The organism is Rhizobium sp. ERR 1071, assembly GCF_007828675.1.
In the GTDB taxonomy this organism is placed as follows: Bacteria; Pseudomonadota; Alphaproteobacteria; order Rhizobiales; family Rhizobiaceae; genus Rhizobium; species Rhizobium dioscoreae.
On record NZ_VITM01000004.1, the window covers coordinates 26,234 to 43,014 of the forward strand.

Annotated in this window: 16 protein-coding genes; 3 read left to right on the forward strand and 13 right to left on the reverse strand. The window is 60.4% G+C overall.

The window, feature by feature from the left end:
* Positions 1 to 66 precede the first annotated feature (66 nt).
* Positions 67 to 408 (forward strand): ferredoxin, encoded by a 342-nt coding sequence (gene fdxA, locus FBZ99_RS14950; RefSeq protein WP_113350670.1) that lies wholly within the window; start codon positions 67 to 69, stop codon positions 406 to 408.
* A gap of 65 nt (positions 409 to 473) precedes the next feature.
* Here the strand turns inward: fdxA and FBZ99_RS14955 are convergent, their stop codons facing one another.
* The 9 genes from FBZ99_RS14955 to FBZ99_RS14995 all read right to left on the reverse strand — a co-directional run bounded on the left by FBZ99_RS14955 (position 474) and on the right by FBZ99_RS14995 (position 10,081).
* Positions 474 to 1,871 (reverse strand): amidohydrolase family protein, encoded by a 1,398-nt coding sequence (locus tag FBZ99_RS14955; protein WP_145633952.1) that lies wholly within the window; start codon positions 1,869 to 1,871, stop codon positions 474 to 476.
* A gap of 7 nt (positions 1,872 to 1,878) precedes the next feature.
* Entirely contained in the window at positions 1,879 to 2,802 is a 924-nt protein-coding gene (locus FBZ99_RS14960; protein ID WP_069610244.1) for a LysR family transcriptional regulator, read from the reverse strand.
* A 35-nt stretch (positions 2,803 to 2,837) separates the two neighbouring features.
* Entirely contained in the window at positions 2,838 to 3,614 is a 777-nt protein-coding gene (locus FBZ99_RS14965) for an enoyl-CoA hydratase-related protein (protein WP_113350668.1), read from the reverse strand.
* The gene (locus tag FBZ99_RS14970) at positions 3,611 to 4,768 is read right to left on the reverse strand and encodes a CaiB/BaiF CoA transferase family protein (RefSeq protein ID WP_113350667.1); all 1,158 of its coding nucleotides are present in this window, start codon (positions 4,766 to 4,768) and stop codon (positions 3,611 to 3,613) included. The genes FBZ99_RS14965 and FBZ99_RS14970 overlap by 4 nt, the downstream gene beginning before the upstream one ends.
* Positions 4,765 to 6,123: an FAD-dependent oxidoreductase gene (locus FBZ99_RS14975; protein ID WP_112723316.1), complete on the reverse strand. Its 1,359-nt coding sequence runs from the start codon at positions 6,121 to 6,123 to the stop codon at positions 4,765 to 4,767. The genes FBZ99_RS14970 and FBZ99_RS14975 overlap by 4 nt, the downstream gene beginning before the upstream one ends.
* Before the next feature lie 27 nt (positions 6,124 to 6,150).
* The gene (locus FBZ99_RS14980; RefSeq protein WP_113350666.1) at positions 6,151 to 6,984 is read right to left on the reverse strand and encodes an ABC transporter permease; all 834 of its coding nucleotides are present in this window, start codon (positions 6,982 to 6,984) and stop codon (positions 6,151 to 6,153) included.
* Positions 6,981 to 7,796 carry an ABC transporter ATP-binding protein gene (locus FBZ99_RS14985; protein WP_113329810.1) on the reverse strand — a complete coding sequence of 272 codons (816 nt, stop codon included), beginning with the start codon at positions 7,794 to 7,796 and terminating at the stop codon, positions 6,981 to 6,983. Before FBZ99_RS14985 ends, FBZ99_RS14980 begins: the two co-directional genes overlap by 4 nt.
* 5 nt (positions 7,797 to 7,801) lie before the next feature.
* Positions 7,802 to 8,836 carry an ABC transporter substrate-binding protein gene (locus FBZ99_RS14990; RefSeq protein ID WP_113329559.1) on the reverse strand — a complete coding sequence of 345 codons (1,035 nt, stop codon included), beginning with the start codon at positions 8,834 to 8,836 and terminating at the stop codon, positions 7,802 to 7,804.
* 234 nt (positions 8,837 to 9,070) lie between these two features.
* The gene (locus FBZ99_RS14995) at positions 9,071 to 10,081 is read right to left on the reverse strand and encodes a DJ-1/PfpI family protein (RefSeq protein WP_233788566.1); all 1,011 of its coding nucleotides are present in this window, start codon (positions 10,079 to 10,081) and stop codon (positions 9,071 to 9,073) included.
* A gap of 140 nt (positions 10,082 to 10,221) precedes the next feature.
* Between FBZ99_RS14995 and FBZ99_RS15000 the strand changes: the two genes are divergently transcribed.
* Positions 10,222 to 11,247 carry a GlxA family transcriptional regulator gene (locus FBZ99_RS15000; RefSeq protein ID WP_246661120.1) on the forward strand — a complete coding sequence of 342 codons (1,026 nt, stop codon included), beginning with the start codon at positions 10,222 to 10,224 and terminating at the stop codon, positions 11,245 to 11,247.
* A gap of 101 nt (positions 11,248 to 11,348) precedes the next feature.
* On the opposite strand, the gene FBZ99_RS15005 is transcribed toward FBZ99_RS15000, so the two are convergent.
* From FBZ99_RS15005 to FBZ99_RS15020, 4 genes are all read right to left on the reverse strand, one after another.
* On the reverse strand, positions 11,349 to 12,602 hold the full coding sequence (locus tag FBZ99_RS15005; protein ID WP_113350664.1) for an LVIVD repeat-containing protein: 1,254 nt from the start codon (positions 12,600 to 12,602) through the stop codon (positions 11,349 to 11,351).
* A 73-nt stretch (positions 12,603 to 12,675) separates the two neighbouring features.
* On the reverse strand, positions 12,676 to 13,719 hold the full coding sequence (locus FBZ99_RS15010; protein ID WP_113350663.1) for a substrate-binding domain-containing protein: 1,044 nt from the start codon (positions 13,717 to 13,719) through the stop codon (positions 12,676 to 12,678).
* 40 nt (positions 13,720 to 13,759) lie between these two features.
* Positions 13,760 to 14,794: an ABC transporter permease gene (locus tag FBZ99_RS15015; protein ID WP_113350662.1), complete on the reverse strand. Its 1,035-nt coding sequence runs from the start codon at positions 14,792 to 14,794 to the stop codon at positions 13,760 to 13,762.
* Entirely contained in the window at positions 14,794 to 16,275 is a 1,482-nt protein-coding gene (locus FBZ99_RS15020) for a sugar ABC transporter ATP-binding protein (RefSeq protein ID WP_113350661.1), read from the reverse strand. Before FBZ99_RS15020 ends, FBZ99_RS15015 begins: the two co-directional genes overlap by 1 nt.
* Before the next feature lie 333 nt (positions 16,276 to 16,608).
* Between FBZ99_RS15020 and FBZ99_RS33115 the strand changes: the two genes are divergently transcribed.
* Positions 16,609 to 16,758: a hypothetical protein gene (locus FBZ99_RS33115; protein WP_162748754.1), complete on the forward strand. Its 150-nt coding sequence runs from the start codon at positions 16,609 to 16,611 to the stop codon at positions 16,756 to 16,758.
* Positions 16,759 to 16,781 lie beyond the last annotated feature (23 nt).

Below are 16,781 nucleotides of genomic sequence, written 5' to 3' on the forward strand. Positions count from 1 at the left end.
TTCAGAACGCTCCCATTTGTCATAGTTCGTCGAAAGCGCCCTTGAGAGCGCTGCGAGGCGAGCGTTATGGCTTACGTAATCACCGAGCCCTGCATCGATACGAAGGATGGCGCCTGCACTGTCGCCTGTCCGGTCGATTGCATCTATGAGGGCGGACGTATGTTTTACATCCATCCGGACGAGTGCATCAATTGCGGCCTCTGTCTCTCGGTCTGTCCCGTCGACGCCATCCTGTGGGACGAGGAAATGCCGGCGGAGCGGCTGTTCCTGCGCGACGTCAACCGCGATTTCTTTGCCGACGGCGTGACCGGCTGGGGTGCCCCCGGCGGCTGGGACAAGAGCCGCACGACCAGTCTCGATCATCCCTTCGTGGCGGCTTACGATGGTGCGCCCGAAAATTGCTTGTGATGCAAAGATGTCCTGATTAGGTGTCTCCGCTGCTCTTTGGGCAGTGGTTGTTGCCTCTCGCGATATCAGGAAATGCCGGACCAGCTCGCATAATAGGCGCGCGTCGCTTCCGACAATGCGTTGACGAGAGGCCGTTGCCTCTCAAGTCTCGGCAGATCGGCTCTTGCCTGCGCCAGGAGCTCGGCAATGGCAGCATCGAAGTCGACGCCTGTCAGTTCGCCTCCGCGCATCACCTCGCGGCCAGCCACGACAAGTCCGCGGGCGTATTGCGCGCTCATGCGCGTCAACAGGACCTCCGCCTCGTCGACATCATCGAACAGCGCATCGGCGATTAGGGCTTTATAATCGATGATCGTAAAGTCTTCCGCACTCTTGGCATTGATGACCTGCCTCCCAACCCGGATTGCTGCGTCGAAGACATTCTCGGCCGTCAAATGTCGTGTCAGGTTACGTCCGCCATGTAGCAGATAAAGGAGACGCATTTCCCGCCATAGATCCTGATCGTCATCCAGCCCTGTGCCGTCGAGGCCGATGGCGAAGGCGGGACCGCCGAGTTCGGTCATGGATGCGATCGGAGCGATGCCGGAGCGAAGGCGCAGATTGGCTGAGGGATTGCTGACGAGCTGCACGCCGCGCTCGGCAAGCAGTTCAAGTTCATCGGGGCGCAATTGGACGCCATGGGCGATGGCGAGCCGCGGCGACAGGAAGCCTATTTTGTCGAGATAGTTGACGACGCCCTCGGGAAAGCGGCGGTCCAGCCATAGGCGCTGGCGGGGACTTTCGAGCAGATGCATGTGTATGCGTCGATTATGATGCGCAGAAGCCTCCGCAATCGCCTCCAGAAGCGCGTTCGAACACCATTGCGGCCCGATCGGCCCATACTGCACATCGACCAGCGGGCTGGTGTTGGCCGCAGCAACCGCCTCAACGGCTGCAAGTTGGGTGGAGATCGGAGCGTAGGCTGGGATGGTCGGCTCCAACGCCTGCCAATCACCTGTGGACAGAAACGGCTTCAGCCGTTGCGGCCCGCCATCATAGGCCCAGGCATTATAGTCGAGCAGCGGGCAGGAAAGCGCAAGTCGAATGCCGATATCGTTGGCGGCCCGTATGACGGCGATTGCCTCATCGACCAGATGATCGACATTGAGCGAGTTGTGGCAGTGCATCGTCGCGCCGACGCCGGTTTTGGCCAGCCGGCCGAAGGCGACAAGCGCCTCGAGATAGGGATCGGTGCGCGGCCGCAGCCTCAAGCCCGGTATCCACACCTCAAGTGCGTCGTCGACCGCGCCAAAATCAAGTGTGCGGATGCCATAGCCATGATCGTGGGCGTTGACGGGCGAGGGGAGGATGAGGTCGCCGGGCAGCGCAGTCGCAGCGTTGAACTGCAATGGCAGGTCTGTCAATCTGTCGAAGCGCGTGGCCGGGTCGTAGCCAGGACATTTTAGCAGGCGGATCGTTTTCATACTTTTCTCATCTGCTGACGATGGCTCTCAAATCCTCGCCGAACCTGCGCAACTCGGTATTAAGCAGCTCGATGACTGCTTGGCTAGCATGAGTTAGATGCCGATCGCGGGGGACGAAAACAGCGATATCGACGGTGCTGAGCTTGAAGTCCCGAATCGGAATGGCAACGATTTCGCCCGTCTGGATTTCCGGCCAGAGTCCGACCGGGGTAAAGAAACCAATGCCGTCTCCCGACATGATTAATGGTTTGAGGAGGATTGGATTGTTGGATGCGACCAACGTTCGCCCCACACGATTAAGCCCCGCAAGCTCGACCGCTATCGCCGAACTGACGACTTCGCTGTCGAGCGCCAGAAGCAGCTTATATTGGGCGCATTCTGGCAGCGTCACCGATTTCGCCCTAGCCAATGGATGCGATGAAGCGACCATGGCCATGAAGGCTGTGCGGATCGACCCCACAAGCTTCAGGTCATGTGGGGTCGCAAGGTCAAAGCTGATGCCGATATCAATGTCGCCCGCCGCCATGAAATGGAAAATATTGTTGTAGGCTCCCGCTCGGACGCGAAAGTCGACCGCAGGATGCAGTTTATGAAACCTCTTAATGAAATCAGGAAGAAACGTGACGAGCAGGCTGTCGAGGGCGGCGATATGGACGCGGCCCGTATTCTTTCCCTGAAGGTCACCGAGATTGGACTTCATTACCTCGAAGTCCTGCAGCGTCTCCTTGGCGTGGCGCAGCACGATTTCGCCGGCGGACGTCAGCCGCAGCCCGTCGGAAAAGCGTTCGAAGAGCGGTGTTCCAAGCTCGTCTTCGAGCTTCTTGATCTGGCGGCTGACGGCGGAGGTTGCCACATGCAGCTCTTCGGACGCCTTGCGGATGGATCCAGAGCGTGCGACCTCGGTGAAATATTTCAGGATGCTGGCATGCATAGAAAGCCCTCGGCAATCTTGAAGCTATAGCATGCCTATCTGCCGCGCCAAACGGGCGCACGCTTCTCGCGGAAGGCCGCTACACCCTCCATCGCATCCTCGCTTTTCAGCGCCTTGATGAGCGCCGGCGTCCGCAGCGCCTGTGCCTCGGCCGGGCTCAAATGGGCGGTGCGATTGACCGTCTGCTTGATCGCCCGCAGCGACAGCGGCGCGCAGGCGACAATGTCGGCAACCCAGCGATCGACAGCCGCATCGAGTTCGCCAGCCGATACGACTTCGTTGACGACACCATAGCTTGCCATTTCCTGGGCGCCGAACTGACGTCCCGTCAGCATCACGGCCATGGCGCGGTTGAACGGGATTTTGCGCTGGAGCAGCACCATGCCGCCATCGAGCGGCATGCGACCGACGCGCGCTTCCGGCAGGCCGAAGCGTGCCGTTTCCACCGCAATGACGATATCGCAACCGAGCACCATCTCGAAACCGCCGCCCAGCGCGTAGCCGTTGACGCGGGCGATGACGGGCACGTCGAGCGAGCGGCGGAACGCGAGGCCGCCAAAGCCGTTTTCCCGGCCGACGGTCCAATAATCGACGCCGGAACTGCCGCTGCCACCCTTGAGGTCGGCGCCTGCACAAAAAGCCTTTTCGCCTGAGCCTGTCAGGACGACGCAGCTGATATCGTCGCGCTTCTCGATCTCCGCCCAGATCGACTCAAGTTCGGCTTCCGTCTCGGCATCGACGGCGTTCATCCGGTCGGGCCGGTCCAGGGTGACGCGGGCGACGCGGTCTCCTACGGTGAAGGAGACGCTCATGCTGCGTCTCCCTGCACCTCGGAAAGCGAAGCCAGAATTTCGTCATTGTGCTGGCCGAGCTGCGGCGGAGAAATTCGCACGGTCACCTGTGCGGCCGACATGTCGATCGGCGAGCCGATCAGACGGATCGGACCGGCTGCGGTCTCGCCTGCCTCGAGGATCATCTTGTTGATGATCGTCTGCTCGTCCTTCAGCGCCTCGGGGAGTGAACGCACCGGGGCGCAGAGGATGTCGACGCCTTCCAGCCGTTCAATCCAGTGCGCGGTGCTGTTCTTGGCGAAGTTGTCGCGGAAGATCGCCTGCAATTCCGGCCGCCGCGCCATCTGCGCATCGAAATCCTTATAGTGCGGATATTGCGAGAGGTCCTCGATCTCCAACGCCTCGCAGATGTCACGCAAGGGGTTCGGCTTGAAGGCGCCGACCATGACGATCGCGCTGTCCGTTGTCTCGAAAACACCCGTCAGCGGAAAGGCGCCCCAGTTCAGATCCTTCTGCCGCATCAGATGTGTCGTGCCCTCCTGCATCTGCATGGCGATCATGGAGTTGTAGAGGCTGACGGCGACCTGTTGGCCTTCGCCGGTCTTGTCGCGTTGCAGCAGGGCAAGCAGGATGCCCTGGACGAGATGCATGCCGGCCGAGTAATCGGCAAGCGGCGTGGCATAGATCGAGGTCGGGTGGCTATTGTCCGACTTGCGGCGCATGACGCCGGAGACGGCCTGCGCCAGCACATCCTGGCCGCCTTTATGCTGATAGGGGCCGGTCAGCCCGAAACCCGTGCCGACGGCATAGATCAGGCGCGGATTGATCTTCTTGAGATCCTCATAGCCAAAACCCATGCGTTCCATGACGCCGGGCCGGAAGTTGTTGACGACTACGTCGGCAGTCTCAAGCAGCGCCTGGACGGTTTTGCGGGCGCCGGCATCCTTCAGATCGAGCGCCAGGCTCTTCTTGTTGCGGTTCAAGGAGCAAAAGACCGGATTGTTGAGCCCGTCCGGATCGGAGCCCAGCGACCAACGCGAGAGATCGCCGATCTTGACCTTCTCGATCTTGATGACTTCGGCGCCATAGTCGGCCAAAACCTGCGTGCAGGAAGGGCCGAGCATGACCTGCGTGAAATCGATCACGCGGATTCCGTCGAGTGGCAAAGTCGTCATTCTGCAGCCTCCAAATATGTCGCGTTCTCCGAGGGAATGTCGCCTGGATCGGCTCCCTGAGCCCGCATCTGCTTCTGAATTGCCCGGATATCGGCCTTGCGAACGGTCGTTCCGGCATTGAGGGCAACCGTTGCTGCGACACCCGCCGCTTCGCCCATCGCCATGCAGGGCGGGATCTCGCGGCTGGATTTCTGTGCCTGCGGCGTTGCCGAATAATGCCGGCCGGCAACGATCAGCTGATCGACCTCCCTGGGCAGCATGGCGCGGTACGGCGTGTAGTAATCGCGGCCGCGGCAGACCGTGTCCGCAAAATGGCGGCGGGTCATGACGTCGTCCTTCGTTACGACATAATCTCCCTGCAACAACCGCGTCTGGCGCACGCCGGTCTGCGGCGCAAAATCGACGACATAGGCGTTCTCGAAGCCGGGCATTTTTTCCCGCGCGAAATCGAGCAGCTTTGCGATCCGCGAGCGGCCTTCCATCTCCGCCTTGGTCAGGTCGTCGACCTTCAAACCACTCAGCGTCGGCATATGCGGGCAGTTCAGCCAGACGACGCCTGGCAGCGGCGTCTTCAGCCACCAGAAGGACCAGCAACCGCCGATCAGCCGCTTGGCTTCGTGATCGAGCGCCTTGAAGGCTTCCGGCTCCTGCCGTTCGAAACGCTCCGCCGCTTCCGTATCGACGCCACCCCAACGCGAGACCGTCGTCAGGATGAAGTTGGATTCGACATGGGAAGCCCCCGCGCTTGCAGCGACATCGAGATCGCCCGTCGTGTCGATGACGACATCGCCGAGGATCGCCTGCATACCTTCCTTGGTCTGGCAGATGACGCCCTTGATTGCGCCACCTTCGACGATCGCCGAGGAGAACCAGCTATGGGTTCTGAGCTTGATCTTCGCTTCGGCGATCATGTCATAGGCCGCGCGCTTGAAGGCGTCGGGATCGAAGGCGGCCGAAAAACAGATCGGATGCGGCATCGACTGGGTGTGGAAGTCGAAAAGGCCCCAGCGCGCCCAGCGCTGCCAGGCCTCCGGCGTATCGCGGAATTCGATCAGGCGATCGCGATCGGTCGGGGTCACGCAGAGTCCCCAGCGCTTCATACGCTCGATCATCTCCATGCAAATGCCGCGCACAGTGATTTCAAGCTCGTTGATCATGTCGTCGAGCACGAGCACCATGCCGCCGGCGGCAAGTCCGCCGACATAGGGATAACGTTCGAGAAGCGTGACGCTGGCGCCGTTGCGTGCGGCCGAGACGGCAGCGGCAATCCCTGCCGGGCCACCGCCGACCACAACCACATCAGAGCGATCGACGACACGGATATCCCGTGCAGGCTGGTGAATAACCTGTTCCATTGGTGTTCCCTCGATGTTTTCTAAGCTTTAGTGCTGTCCCGCCGGTTTCCAGCGGATCATCTTCGCCTCGGCGACTGAGACGATGAAGAAGAGGATCACGGCCAGCAGCGCGGCAATGACAACCGTCGCGTAAAGCAGCGGCGAGCGGAAATTGTAGGTCGCCTCGATGATGAGCGCGCCAAGTCCGAAGCTGGAACCGATCCATTCCGCGACGATCGCGCCCATGACACTGCTCGTTGCGGCGATCTTCAGCGCGGCGAACAGAAATGGCAGCGAGCTTGGCAGACGGACCTTCCAGAGAATCTCCGAATTGCTGGCCGAAAGCACCCGCATCAGGTCGAGCATTGCGGGGCTGGCGGAGCGAAGTCCCTGCACCATGTTGACCAGCGTCGGGAAGAAGCAGATGAGGCCGGCAATGATGATCTTCGGGGCGACGCCGTTGCCGAAGATCAGGACCAGGATCGGCGCAAGCGCGATGATCGGGATCGCCTTGACGAAGACGGCGATCGGATAAAAGGCCTTCTCGGCCGTCGCACTGTGGACGAACCAGATCGCCAGCAGTATGGCGACGAGATTGCCGAAGACGAAACCGAGAACGGCCTCGAGCACGGTCGGCAGGAAGTTTCGCGTCAGTGTCGCGGCATTGTCGCGAAAGGCAGAGAGCACATCGAGCGGGCTTGGCGCCATGAAAGTCGGGATCTTGAAGATCCAGATGACCGCCTGCCAGAGCACGATGCAGCCGAGTGCCGCAAGAATCGCGGGCATGTGCGAGGAGAGAACGCCGATGGTTGCGTCGAGGATGGCGACCTTGCGCGGCGCCTTGGCGATGTGGCCGATGTCAGAGTGCACGGCGTTGCTCATATGCATTCCTCCAGGAGCGCGCGCAGATGCGCGGTCACTTTTATGAAGTCGACCGTGTCACGCATCGCAAGGGCGCGGGGATAGGGAAGATCGACCTTCATGAATTCTTTCACCCGGCCGGGGTGGGCCTGCAACATCAGCACGTGCTGACCGAGGAAGACCGCCTCCGGAATGGAATGGGTGACGAAAACGATGGTCGTGCCCGTTTCGCGCCAGATGCGAAGCAGTTCCTCGTTGAGCTTGTCGCGGGTGATTTCATCCAGAGCGCCGAAGGGCTCGTCCATCAGCAGGATACGTGGCTTTGTTATCAGGGCGCGGGCGATGGCGACGCGCTGGCGCATGCCGCCGGACAATTCGTGCGGCAGGGCATTTTCGCGACCCTTGAGGCCGACGAGAGCGAGCAGCTCCATGGGATCGGCGTAGGAGCTTTTGTCGTGCCTGCCGACTTCCAGCGGCAGGCGGACATTGTCGATGACGCTCCGCCACGGCAAAAGCGTTGCCTCCTGGAAGACGAAGGCAAAATCGCGACCTTGGCGCGCCTCTCGTGGCGGTCGGCCGAAAACCGAAACCGAACCGTCGCTGATGTCAACGAGATCGGCGATGCAGCGCAGCAAGGTCGACTTACCGCATCCGGACGGCCCGAGCATGGTGACGAACGATCCTTCCGGAATATCGACGGAGACCTTGGACAGAGCGGTGAACTCGTTGCCCTTGTCGCCGAAGCGAATATCGAGATCGCGAATGGAAACGGCAAGCCTTGACGTTTCGACGACCGGTAGCGGCGGCTGCTTGATGGTGGCGGCGCTCATCATGGCATTCATCCGATCTGCTTGCGGATATCGGTCGTCGCGTCGAGGATCGCCATGGTGGCGACGTCATCGACGGTCGGTATTGCTCCCGTAAACTGCTTGAGATCGGCGTAAGCCTTGATCTGTGCTGCCCAATTGTCCTTGTTCATCGCGCCCCAGCCGGTCTGCTTGGTGCTATCGCCGAAGGAGAAATCGATAACCGGGTGGACGGCTTCAAGCTCGCTGGCCTTGTCGAGATTGGGATAGGCATCGACCAGCATGTCGACGGCTTCTTCCGGATGGTCGCGGACGTAACCCCAACCTTTGGCGGCAGCCTTGGTGAAGCGCACCAGCACGTCGGAATGTTTGTCGAGCTGTTCGTCGGTCGTATAATAGACGTTGGCGTAGAGCTGCAGGCCGGCATCCCAGAGCATCATGTCGACACGATCGTCGCCGAGCACCTTCAGCGCGTTGGTGTTCGTGACCCAGCCGGTGACGGCATCGGCCTGGCCGGTCATCAGCTGGTTCATGTCGGAACCCATGTTGACCATCTTCACCTTGTCTTCCGGAATGCCGTTTTTGGCGAGGAGCGCGCGCAGCAGGATGAAGGCGGTCGGCTGGGTGGCGATCGTCTTGCCGATCATGTCCTTCGGCTCGCGGATCGGCGCCTTTTTCAGCGAGAAATATGTAAATGGATGCTTACGGTATCCTGCCAGAAACGCCTTGACCGGCATGCCGGCCGAGCGCGCGAGCATGACGGACGGGCTGGAGGAAATCTGCCCGATGGTGGATTGGCCTGCCGCAACGCCGGCAACGCCATCGACATTCGGGCCGCCGGGGACGATGGTGAGATTGATGCCCTGCTCGGTGAAAAAGCCCTTCTTCTGTGCCGCGACTTCGCCGATGAGTCCGTTGGAAGCAAGCCAGCCGAGCTGCATGCGCACTTCGGCAACATCGGCGGCCTTGCCGGCACGGATGCCGACGAAGGTCTGGGTCGCAGCAAGACCCCCGACCAAGGCAGCATTGGATAGGAAACGGCGACGATTCATCATGAATTGAGACATGCTGATAGTTCCCCTGTTGATTGGGCGATCGGACTTTTCGTCTCGTTATCCACCAATGCCAGGGATGATGGGGGAATTCAGCGTTCTAATAAAGAACAATTATGCGCACTATCGATTGCCGAAAAGGCAACGGTCAAGGTGGCGTAAGTCATGCCTTAGTTGCCGTGTTCATCACGAGAGTGCAGCCGTCGACCACCGCCGGACTTTGCGAGATCGGTGGCGGATAATGATGGATCAATGCTGTATGGGATATTCGAGCTGCAGCGCGACGATATCAGATGTTCGCGCACCATACCGCGCGGCAATCTCGAACAGCGTCTGATCCAGCGCCTGCGCGGGCGGGCGCGCGGGAACCGTCAAGACCGAGGCCTCGGTATGGGCTGAAAGGTCCGGCACAAGCAGGAGGCCGCTGCGCGAACGGATGGATTGGGCCGGCTCCGCAATGACAGCCTTCGAACGATAGGTTCTCGACCACGCATCCGCCGTCAGCGCCAAAGCGATTTCATCGAAACCGTCCTCCGCGGGCAGGCGGATGATCTCGTGGTTCCAGAAGGCAAGGGTGTTGCCGGCAAAGCGCCAGAGGCGGCTCGTTGTCATGTGAAACGGTGCGGAATCATGCGCGCTGCTCCAATCGATGACACCCAGCCGGGTGGCAGCCGAGCGCGCCTTCTGCGCTCCAGCAATGGCCTCCACCAGAGTCAGGGAAGCGGGGATCGATGCCGTGACGCCCGTGGTGCTCATGACATTACCGTCGACGATGTAACGCCGGTTATGAACCCACACTGTCCGCGGAAAGGTACGGCGGATTTCGTCGAAGGCGTACCAATGGGTGGTGGCGCGCTTGCCGTCGAATACGCCGGCCCTTGCCGCAAGCCAGGCGCCCTCACAGATCGAAACGACCATCGCGCCCTTCGATGATTGCTCGCGAATCCAGGCAATGACGTTGCGGCTGCTGTTGTCATGCATGGCGGGGATGATGACGATATCGGCGCCTTCCGGATGCTCACGGTCAAAATCCCGCATTGTCGCGTCCGGCTTGATTTTCAGCGCCGGCATGAGGTTCACGATGCCAGCCTGGGTCGAGACGATAATGACATCGGCGACATCGGCACTGCGCAGGACGCCGTAGGGGATGACGAGATCGGTTGTCTCCGTGCCTCGGTTGTCGGCGGCGATCGCGATGAGAGGCCGTGTCCGTCCGGCTTTGAACGTCGGGAGCCGGATGGCATTTTCCGCAGCTATCACAGGTCTTTCGAAAGGGAAAACCGCAATGCAAAATACGAGCAGGGCGAGAAGCAAGATTTTGGGGGAATGGCGATCCATGGCACGTGTCCAGATTTTTGATGTCATACCCTCGGAAATATTTGGTTCGCAGGCTGGCGAAAATGACAAAGATATCGCATTTTTCGCCAATGCAGGATTCTGGACATTCCCCGCGGCGTATCGTCGTTATCGGCTATGACGGTGTTCAGGCGCTCGATATCGTTGGACCCATGGAGGTCTTCGCGATGGCGAACCTTCATTTGCCCGAGGGTGCGCCGCCTTACGAAGTCGTGCTCGCGTCCCCGGCCGGTGGATCGGTGAAAAGCAGCTCCGCCGGCGGCCTTGTCTTCGGCGAGACCATGAGCCTCGAACAACTGCCCGCCGCTCTCGATACGATCATCCTCTCCGGCGGCAGCGAGGATGGGCTTCGGCAGGTCATATTTCAGACCGACCTGCTTGCCTGGCTGCATTCGCGGGCGAAGCCTACCCGGCGCATGGCTAGCGTCTGCACCGGAGCCTTCATCCTCGCGGCCGGCGGTTTCCTCGATGGCAGACGCGCGACCACGCATTGGAATTCCTGTTCCCTTTTGAAGGAATTGCGGCCTCAGATCGAGGTCGAGCCCGACGCCATCTTTGTGGCGGAGCCGCCCGTCTTCACCTCAGCCGGCATTACGGCTGGCATCGATCTATGTCTGGCGCTGGTCGAGGCCGATTGTGGTCCGAAGACCGCTCTTGCCGTTGCGCGACAGATGGTATTGTTCATGCGCCGGCCGGGCGGTCAGTCGCAGTTCAGCGCGGGCCTCGCCCTTCAGGCGAATGCGACACCGCGCTTGCGTCAGCTCCTGAGCGAGATCATCGACGATCCCACAGGGGATCTATCGGGACCTGCTCTTGCCAGCCGGGTCGGCATGACGGAGCGCACCTTTTCGCGCAGTTTCCGCAAGGAGACCGGAACAACGCCGGCGCAATTCGTGGAAACCGCACGGTTGGAGCGGGCAAAGGCGCTTCTCGAAAGCTCTGACTGGCCGCTGGCCCGCATCGCCGAGCGTTCGGGCTTTTCAAGCCCCGACACGCTGCATAGGGCCTTTCTCAAGAATCTTGCCATAACACCCGGCTTTTATCGGGCGCGTTTTGGCACGGGCGCCTGACGACAAGGTCAGCCTCGTCACTCACATGCCGACTCATGCCGCGCTGGTAAAAACTTCTCTTCTTTCGTAGATAAATATGGATTTGGAGCCAAGCTCGCGCATCAGCCGCCATATTCGATGATTTCGAGCCCGGCATTGTAATCCGTGGCATAGATCAGACCATTGGCGTCAACAAAGACGTCGGCTGATTGGATCACTTTCGGGCGGCCTGGACGGCGGTCGGTCATGACAGTCGGCCCCGCCGGCACGAGAGCGCCGGTTTCGACAGGATGATAGGGGTCGGAAATGTCGAAGGCGCGGATGCCGGCATTCTGCCACGTCGCAAAGATCAGCGTCTCGGAGACGAAAGATCCGGGCCGGTTTTCGTGCAGATTGTGCGGTCCGAAATGACCGCCCTTCTTCGCGTAGTCGATTTCGGCGGGGATCGGGAAAGTCGAGATGCTGATCGGATTTTCGGGCACGCGGATGTCGAAGACCCAGGTATGTTTCCGGCCGTCTTCCTCATTGTCCAGCACAGCCTCATCCGCCACGACAAGAAGATCGCGGCCGGGAAGTGGCAGCGGCGAATGTGTGCCGCCGCCGTAGGGCGGGCACCAGTTATGGTGTTTGATGAGCCGGGGGGCGGAATGATCCTTGATATCGAGGAGCGTCAATCCGCCATCGCGCCAGCAAGCGTAGGCGGTGTCGCCATGGACGAGCGCGTGGTGCAGGGCATAGCGCTTGCCGTCGCCCCAATTTGGGGTTTCGCCCGCCGCGCGGTTCATGCCGGGAAGCCACCATTGGCCGACAAGTTCGGGCCTGGTTGGATCGGCCATGTCGATGGTCACGAAGATATAGTCGGTAAAGCCGTCGAGCAGCGCCGAGGCATAGGCATAGCGGCCGCCGACATACCAAAGCCTGTGAAAGCCGACGCCTTCGACATCCAGTTGGCCGATCTTGCGCGGCTTGTCGGGAACGGAAATATCAAACACGCTCATGCCCGCGGTCCAGGCGCGCTCACGCTTTCTGGAGGCGACCGTCTCGCCGACGGATTGCGTGTAGTAGGCCTTCTCGTTCGTGAAGGTTTCCACGTCGGCAAAGAGGTCGAGCGCGTTGATGACCAGCAGCAGGTCGTCATGCGTCTGCAGATGGATGTTCCAGGTGTTGGCTGGCGCTGGCACGTAATTGACCGTCTTGGGATGTTTCGGGTCGCGTACGTCAACGATCGAGAAGCCCTGCGACCAGGGATGGGCGACATAGGCGTAGCCTCGATGAACCATCAATTGCAACCCATCGCCACGGCCGCCGATATCGTTATGGCCGATCAATGTCATGTTGCGGGCAAAGTCGGGTTTCGGCAGGTCGGTCGATGCCATGGGACGTCTCACGCTCAGGGGAATGAAAAGGGCCGCCCTTGCGGGCGGCGCCTGCGAAAGCAGCTGATAAGTCTCAGTTCTTGGCCGCCGGAATCCAGGCTGCCGTCGCGGCATCGCTCTTCAGGAAGGCCGGGAATTTCTGTTGCAGCTCTTCGATGGTGCCGATCTTGTTGTTGACGAGATCGTCGCGCGTGATGAGTGTCGGCTGCAGAAGAACGGAGTGGCCCGGAGGCTGACCGGCAATGGCAAGCGAAACGGCGCGGACGGAAACTTCACCGACGACGGCAGCGTTGGTGGCAGCCGTCGCTACCCAGGCGCTGTCCGGTTCGACCATCAGCTGGATATCGGCAGTCGACGTGTCGACGCCGTAGATCTTCACTTTGGCGGAAAGGCCGAGCTCGTCGATAGCGAGCTTTGCACCCTTGGCGAACTCATCCCATGGCGTGAAGATCACCGAAATATCCGGATTGGCGCGCAGGACGGCCTTGGTCTGGTCGGCGACGGAGGCGGGAACGGTGTCATTGACCACGCCCCAGACGGCCTTTTCCTTCAGATTGTGCTTGGCAATGAAGTCCTTCCACACCGCATATCGGCGGTCGAGCGGCGCGAAACCGGCAACGTAGACCGCACCGCCGGTGAACCCGTCACCCTTATCCTTCACGGCCTGGTCAAGCACGAGCTTGGCCATGTCCTTGTCGCTCTGTTCGATCTGCGGAATTTGCGGATTGTCGAGGTTGACGTCATAGGCGACCACCTTGATGCCCTTGTCGAGTGCCTTCTGCACGACATCCTTCAGGACCTCTGGACGGCCATTGTTGATGATGATGCCGTCGACGCCGAGATTGATCGCCTGCTCGACAAGATTGCGCTGCGTGTCGTTGTCATTGCGGGCCTGCGAAACAGTGAGGTTGACGCCAAGCGCATCCGCCTGCCGCTTGACGCCGGCCTCGAAGGCTTGCAGCCAGTCGCCGCTGCCAAGGAAGCTGATGACGGCGATATTGACTGTTCTTTTATCGAAGGGAGCGGGCGCGCCGCTGAGGCCTGCCGCCGATGCCGTGGTCATGAAAAGCGAGCCGGCGACGACGGCCGAAGCTATGATTTTGAATAATTTGATCATTGAAAATCCATTGAGCGTTGAGTTGGGATGGATGGCGGGATCACGCCTTGCTGCGGCCGATCCCGTAGGTCAGCGCAAGCGCGCCGACGAGAACGGCACCCTTGATGAAATCCTGGGTATAATAGGGCGCATTCAGCATCGTCAGGCCGTTCAGAAGCACACCGACGAAGACCGCTCCGATCGTCGTGCCAAGAACGTTGGGGCGGCGCAGGCCAAGGACGGCAAAGCCGATGAGCGAGGCTGCGACGGAGTCCATCAGCAGCGATGCGCCGGAAGAGACGTCGCCGCGACCGACGCGGGCGGCAACGATAATGCCGCCGAGCGAAGCGAGAACGCCTGACAGCACATAGGCAAAGGTTTTCAGCCGGGCGATATTGGCGCCGGCGAGCCGCGTCGCGGCTTCATTGCCGCCGGTTGCGTAAAGAAGGCGACCGAGGCGCGTACGCTCGGTGAGGACATAGAGCACGACGGCGACGACAAGCATCAGAATGACGGGAAAGGGAATGGTGCCGAACAGGCTTGAACGTCCTATCGTCAAAAAGGTGGGATCGACCTTGCCGATCGCCTTCGTCCCATCGGGAAGGATCAAACCCACCGAGATCGAGCGTCCGGCTGTCGGGATCAGCTGCAATCCCGTGAGCAGGAACATGGTAGAGAGGGTCGCGAGGAGATCCGGCACCTTCAGCCGAACGATCAGCAGAGAATTGACGAGCCCGACGATCGCGCCGAAAGCGAGAACCAGCGGCACGGTCTCATAGACATCGAGGTTCCATACGATCATGGCATAGCTGGCGGCCATGACACTGGAGGCAGCTACCGCGCCAACGGATAGATCGAAACCGCCGATGGCAAGCGTCACCGTCACGCCGGCACCGATGATGGCGACCACCGAAACTGCCTGCAGGATGCTCATCAGATTGTTGATGTTGATGAAGGCCGGCTGGGCGAAGCTGAAAATGATAATAAGGGCAAGGAGGAGGAGAAATACAGCGCCCCGCCGCACGAATTCCTGCGGTGATATCGCATGGTTCGTCCGCCTGATCTGTTCGGGGATTTCCACGGTACCTTCACTCATCAGGCATATTCCTCGTTCTGCCGGCCGCCTGAGGCCGCATCAACGGCTTCTTTGAGACCATGATGTTCCATCACCAGCACCCGGTCGGCGACTTCGAGTGCCTCTTCCGGATCGGATGTGGCGATCAGCGTAGCGCGGTCGGTATGGGCGCGTATGGCCGCGATAATGTCCTGGCGGGCGCCGACATCGACCCCCTGAAAGGGCTCGTCGAGAAGCAGCAGGCGGCTTGGCTCGGCTTCCCAGCGCGCGAGCACGACCTTTTGCTGATTGCCGCCGGAAAGAGACCAGACGGACGCCTCGGGACCGGGGGCCTTTATGCCGAGGCGCCGGATGGCCTTTTCTCCCTCACGGCTCTCGTGCCCGGAAAACAGGAAACCCGATGGATACCAGCGTTTTAGGTGCGGTAGGCTGATCGTTGCCGCAATACTCTCTCCGGGCCAGTCTGATGGCATCAGAGAAGAGCGATGCCGGTCAGCGGCAGCCATGACGACGCCACGCGCGATTGCATCCGCAGGCGAGCCGGGCTGAAATGCAATGCCGTCCAGAAGCGCCGTGCCGGAGGCAAAGCGTCCGATGCCGAAAAGCGTAGACAGAAGACGGCTCTTGCCGGCGCCGAGAACGCCGGTAATGGCGACGACCTCGCCGACATGAAGCCTGAGATCGATCGGGGGGCTATCGGCAAACAACTGTATGCCCTGAAGCTCCAGTATGGTTCGGTCGAATTGTTCACGGCGATGCGGGCGAGCCGCCTTCATGGAACGGCCGATCATGGTTTCGATGGCGGCGTCGAAGTCAATCGGGCGCGAGAAGGCACCGACGTTGCGGCCGCCGCGCAGGACGACCACGCGATCGGCGAGCGCATCGAGATCGGCCGTACGATGCGAGATATAGAGAATGCCCAAGCCGCGGGCCTTCAGTCGACGGACGATATCATAAAGCCGGCTCGCCTCGCGCGCAGACAGGCTTGCGGTCGGCTCATCCAGGATCAGCAATTGCGCCTGATTGGAAAGGGCGCGCGCAATGGCGACCATCTGCCGGTCGGCAGTGCCGAGATCGCCGAAATCTCGATCGAGCGGCAAGTCGAAGCCGGTTTCAGAGAGGATCGCTTCTGCCTTCCGCCGCGCTGAACGCTTCGACAGAAAGAAGGGCAGGCGTCCGTCAACATATTGGTTGAGCAGCAGCGCATCCGCGACCGAAAGGCCGGCGACCCCGACGACATCGGTCGATTGATGCACGGTAACGATGCCCTGCGCTGTTGCCTCGGCCGGACTGTCGGGGCGATAATCCGCGCCGTTCCATAGGATCGTGCCTGAATCGGCGCGGTGAATACCCGACAAGATTTTGACCAGCGTCGACTTGCCGGCGCCATTCGCTCCCATCAGTGCGACGACCTCGCCGCGATCAACGGTTAGAGACGCTGCCGACAAAGCCTGTGTCGAGCCGAAAGCAAGCGAAAGATTTTGGGCATCCAGCAAGGTCATGGGCATGGGTTCGATGATTGTCAGCGGTACTCGTAAGCCACTGGCGATCAATTAAAAGGACGAGCCTTGCTTTGTTTATTTAATCCATAGAATAAATTTTTTCGGGCTCCGGTTCGCCTCCATCTGGAGCTCGTGGATGTGCGGCGAGATCGAGCAAGTGTTGCCGACGCCTGTCGTCAGGGAGTTTAATTTGTCTGAAATTCCGAGGGAGCCGGAAAACCCTTCCTTTAATCTACTAATTTTATAGACAATATAAAACCGTTAAATATCAGCAATGTCCGCGATAGCGAGGTGATCACGTCGCGCCCGCGGAAACATGCGCCAGGGGTTTTCATGGATACAGTGCTCTATCTCGCTTCTCTTGCAACGCGGCCAAGCCTTGCGGCAACCAAACGCGCCTGGTCGATCCTGCAGCATTTTCTGGCGGGCCTGATGGTCCTCTTTTCGCTTCTGGTGCTGCTCCACGCTCTTTGCGGAAGCTGAGATCTGCGCTTCGATTAAGGGTT

What these genes read in the sequence shown, in the direction of transcription:
- FBZ99_RS15010 (WP_113350663.1), bottom strand. Translation starts at nt 13,719, where the DNA reads ATGATCAAATTATTCAAAATCATAGCTTCGGCCGTCGTCGCCGGCTCG.
- FBZ99_RS14990 (WP_113329559.1), bottom strand. Translation starts at nt 8,836, where the DNA reads ATGTCTCAATTCATGATGAATCGTCGCCGTTTCCTATCCAATGCTGCC.
- FBZ99_RS15005 (WP_113350664.1), bottom strand. Translation starts at nt 12,602, where the DNA reads ATGGCATCGACCGACCTGCCGAAACCCGACTTTGCCCGCAACATGACA.
- FBZ99_RS14955 (WP_145633952.1), bottom strand. Translation starts at nt 1,871, where the DNA reads ATGAAAACGATCCGCCTGCTAAAATGTCCTGGCTACGACCCGGCCACG.
- FBZ99_RS14985 (WP_113329810.1), bottom strand. Translation starts at nt 7,796, where the DNA reads ATGATGAGCGCCGCCACCATCAAGCAGCCGCCGCTACCGGTCGTCGAA.
- FBZ99_RS15000 (WP_246661120.1), top strand. Translation starts at nt 10,222, where the DNA reads ATGACAAAGATATCGCATTTTTCGCCAATGCAGGATTCTGGACATTCC.
- FBZ99_RS14960 (WP_069610244.1), bottom strand. Translation starts at nt 2,802, where the DNA reads ATGCATGCCAGCATCCTGAAATATTTCACCGAGGTCGCACGCTCTGGA.
- FBZ99_RS14980 (WP_113350666.1), bottom strand. Translation starts at nt 6,984, where the DNA reads ATGAGCAACGCCGTGCACTCTGACATCGGCCACATCGCCAAGGCGCCG.
- FBZ99_RS14975 (WP_112723316.1), bottom strand. Translation starts at nt 6,123, where the DNA reads ATGGAACAGGTTATTCACCAGCCTGCACGGGATATCCGTGTCGTCGAT.
- FBZ99_RS15015 (WP_113350662.1), bottom strand. Translation starts at nt 14,794, where the DNA reads ATGAGTGAAGGTACCGTGGAAATCCCCGAACAGATCAGGCGGACGAAC.
- FBZ99_RS15020 (WP_113350661.1), bottom strand. Translation starts at nt 16,275, where the DNA reads ATGACCTTGCTGGATGCCCAAAATCTTTCGCTTGCTTTCGGCTCGACA.
- FBZ99_RS14965 (WP_113350668.1), bottom strand. Translation starts at nt 3,614, where the DNA reads ATGAGCGTCTCCTTCACCGTAGGAGACCGCGTCGCCCGCGTCACCCTG.
- FBZ99_RS33115 (WP_162748754.1), top strand. Translation starts at nt 16,609, where the DNA reads ATGGATACAGTGCTCTATCTCGCTTCTCTTGCAACGCGGCCAAGCCTT.
- FBZ99_RS14970 (WP_113350667.1), bottom strand. Translation starts at nt 4,768, where the DNA reads ATGACGACTTTGCCACTCGACGGAATCCGCGTGATCGATTTCACGCAG.
- fdxA (WP_113350670.1), top strand. Translation starts at nt 67, where the DNA reads ATGGCTTACGTAATCACCGAGCCCTGCATCGATACGAAGGATGGCGCC.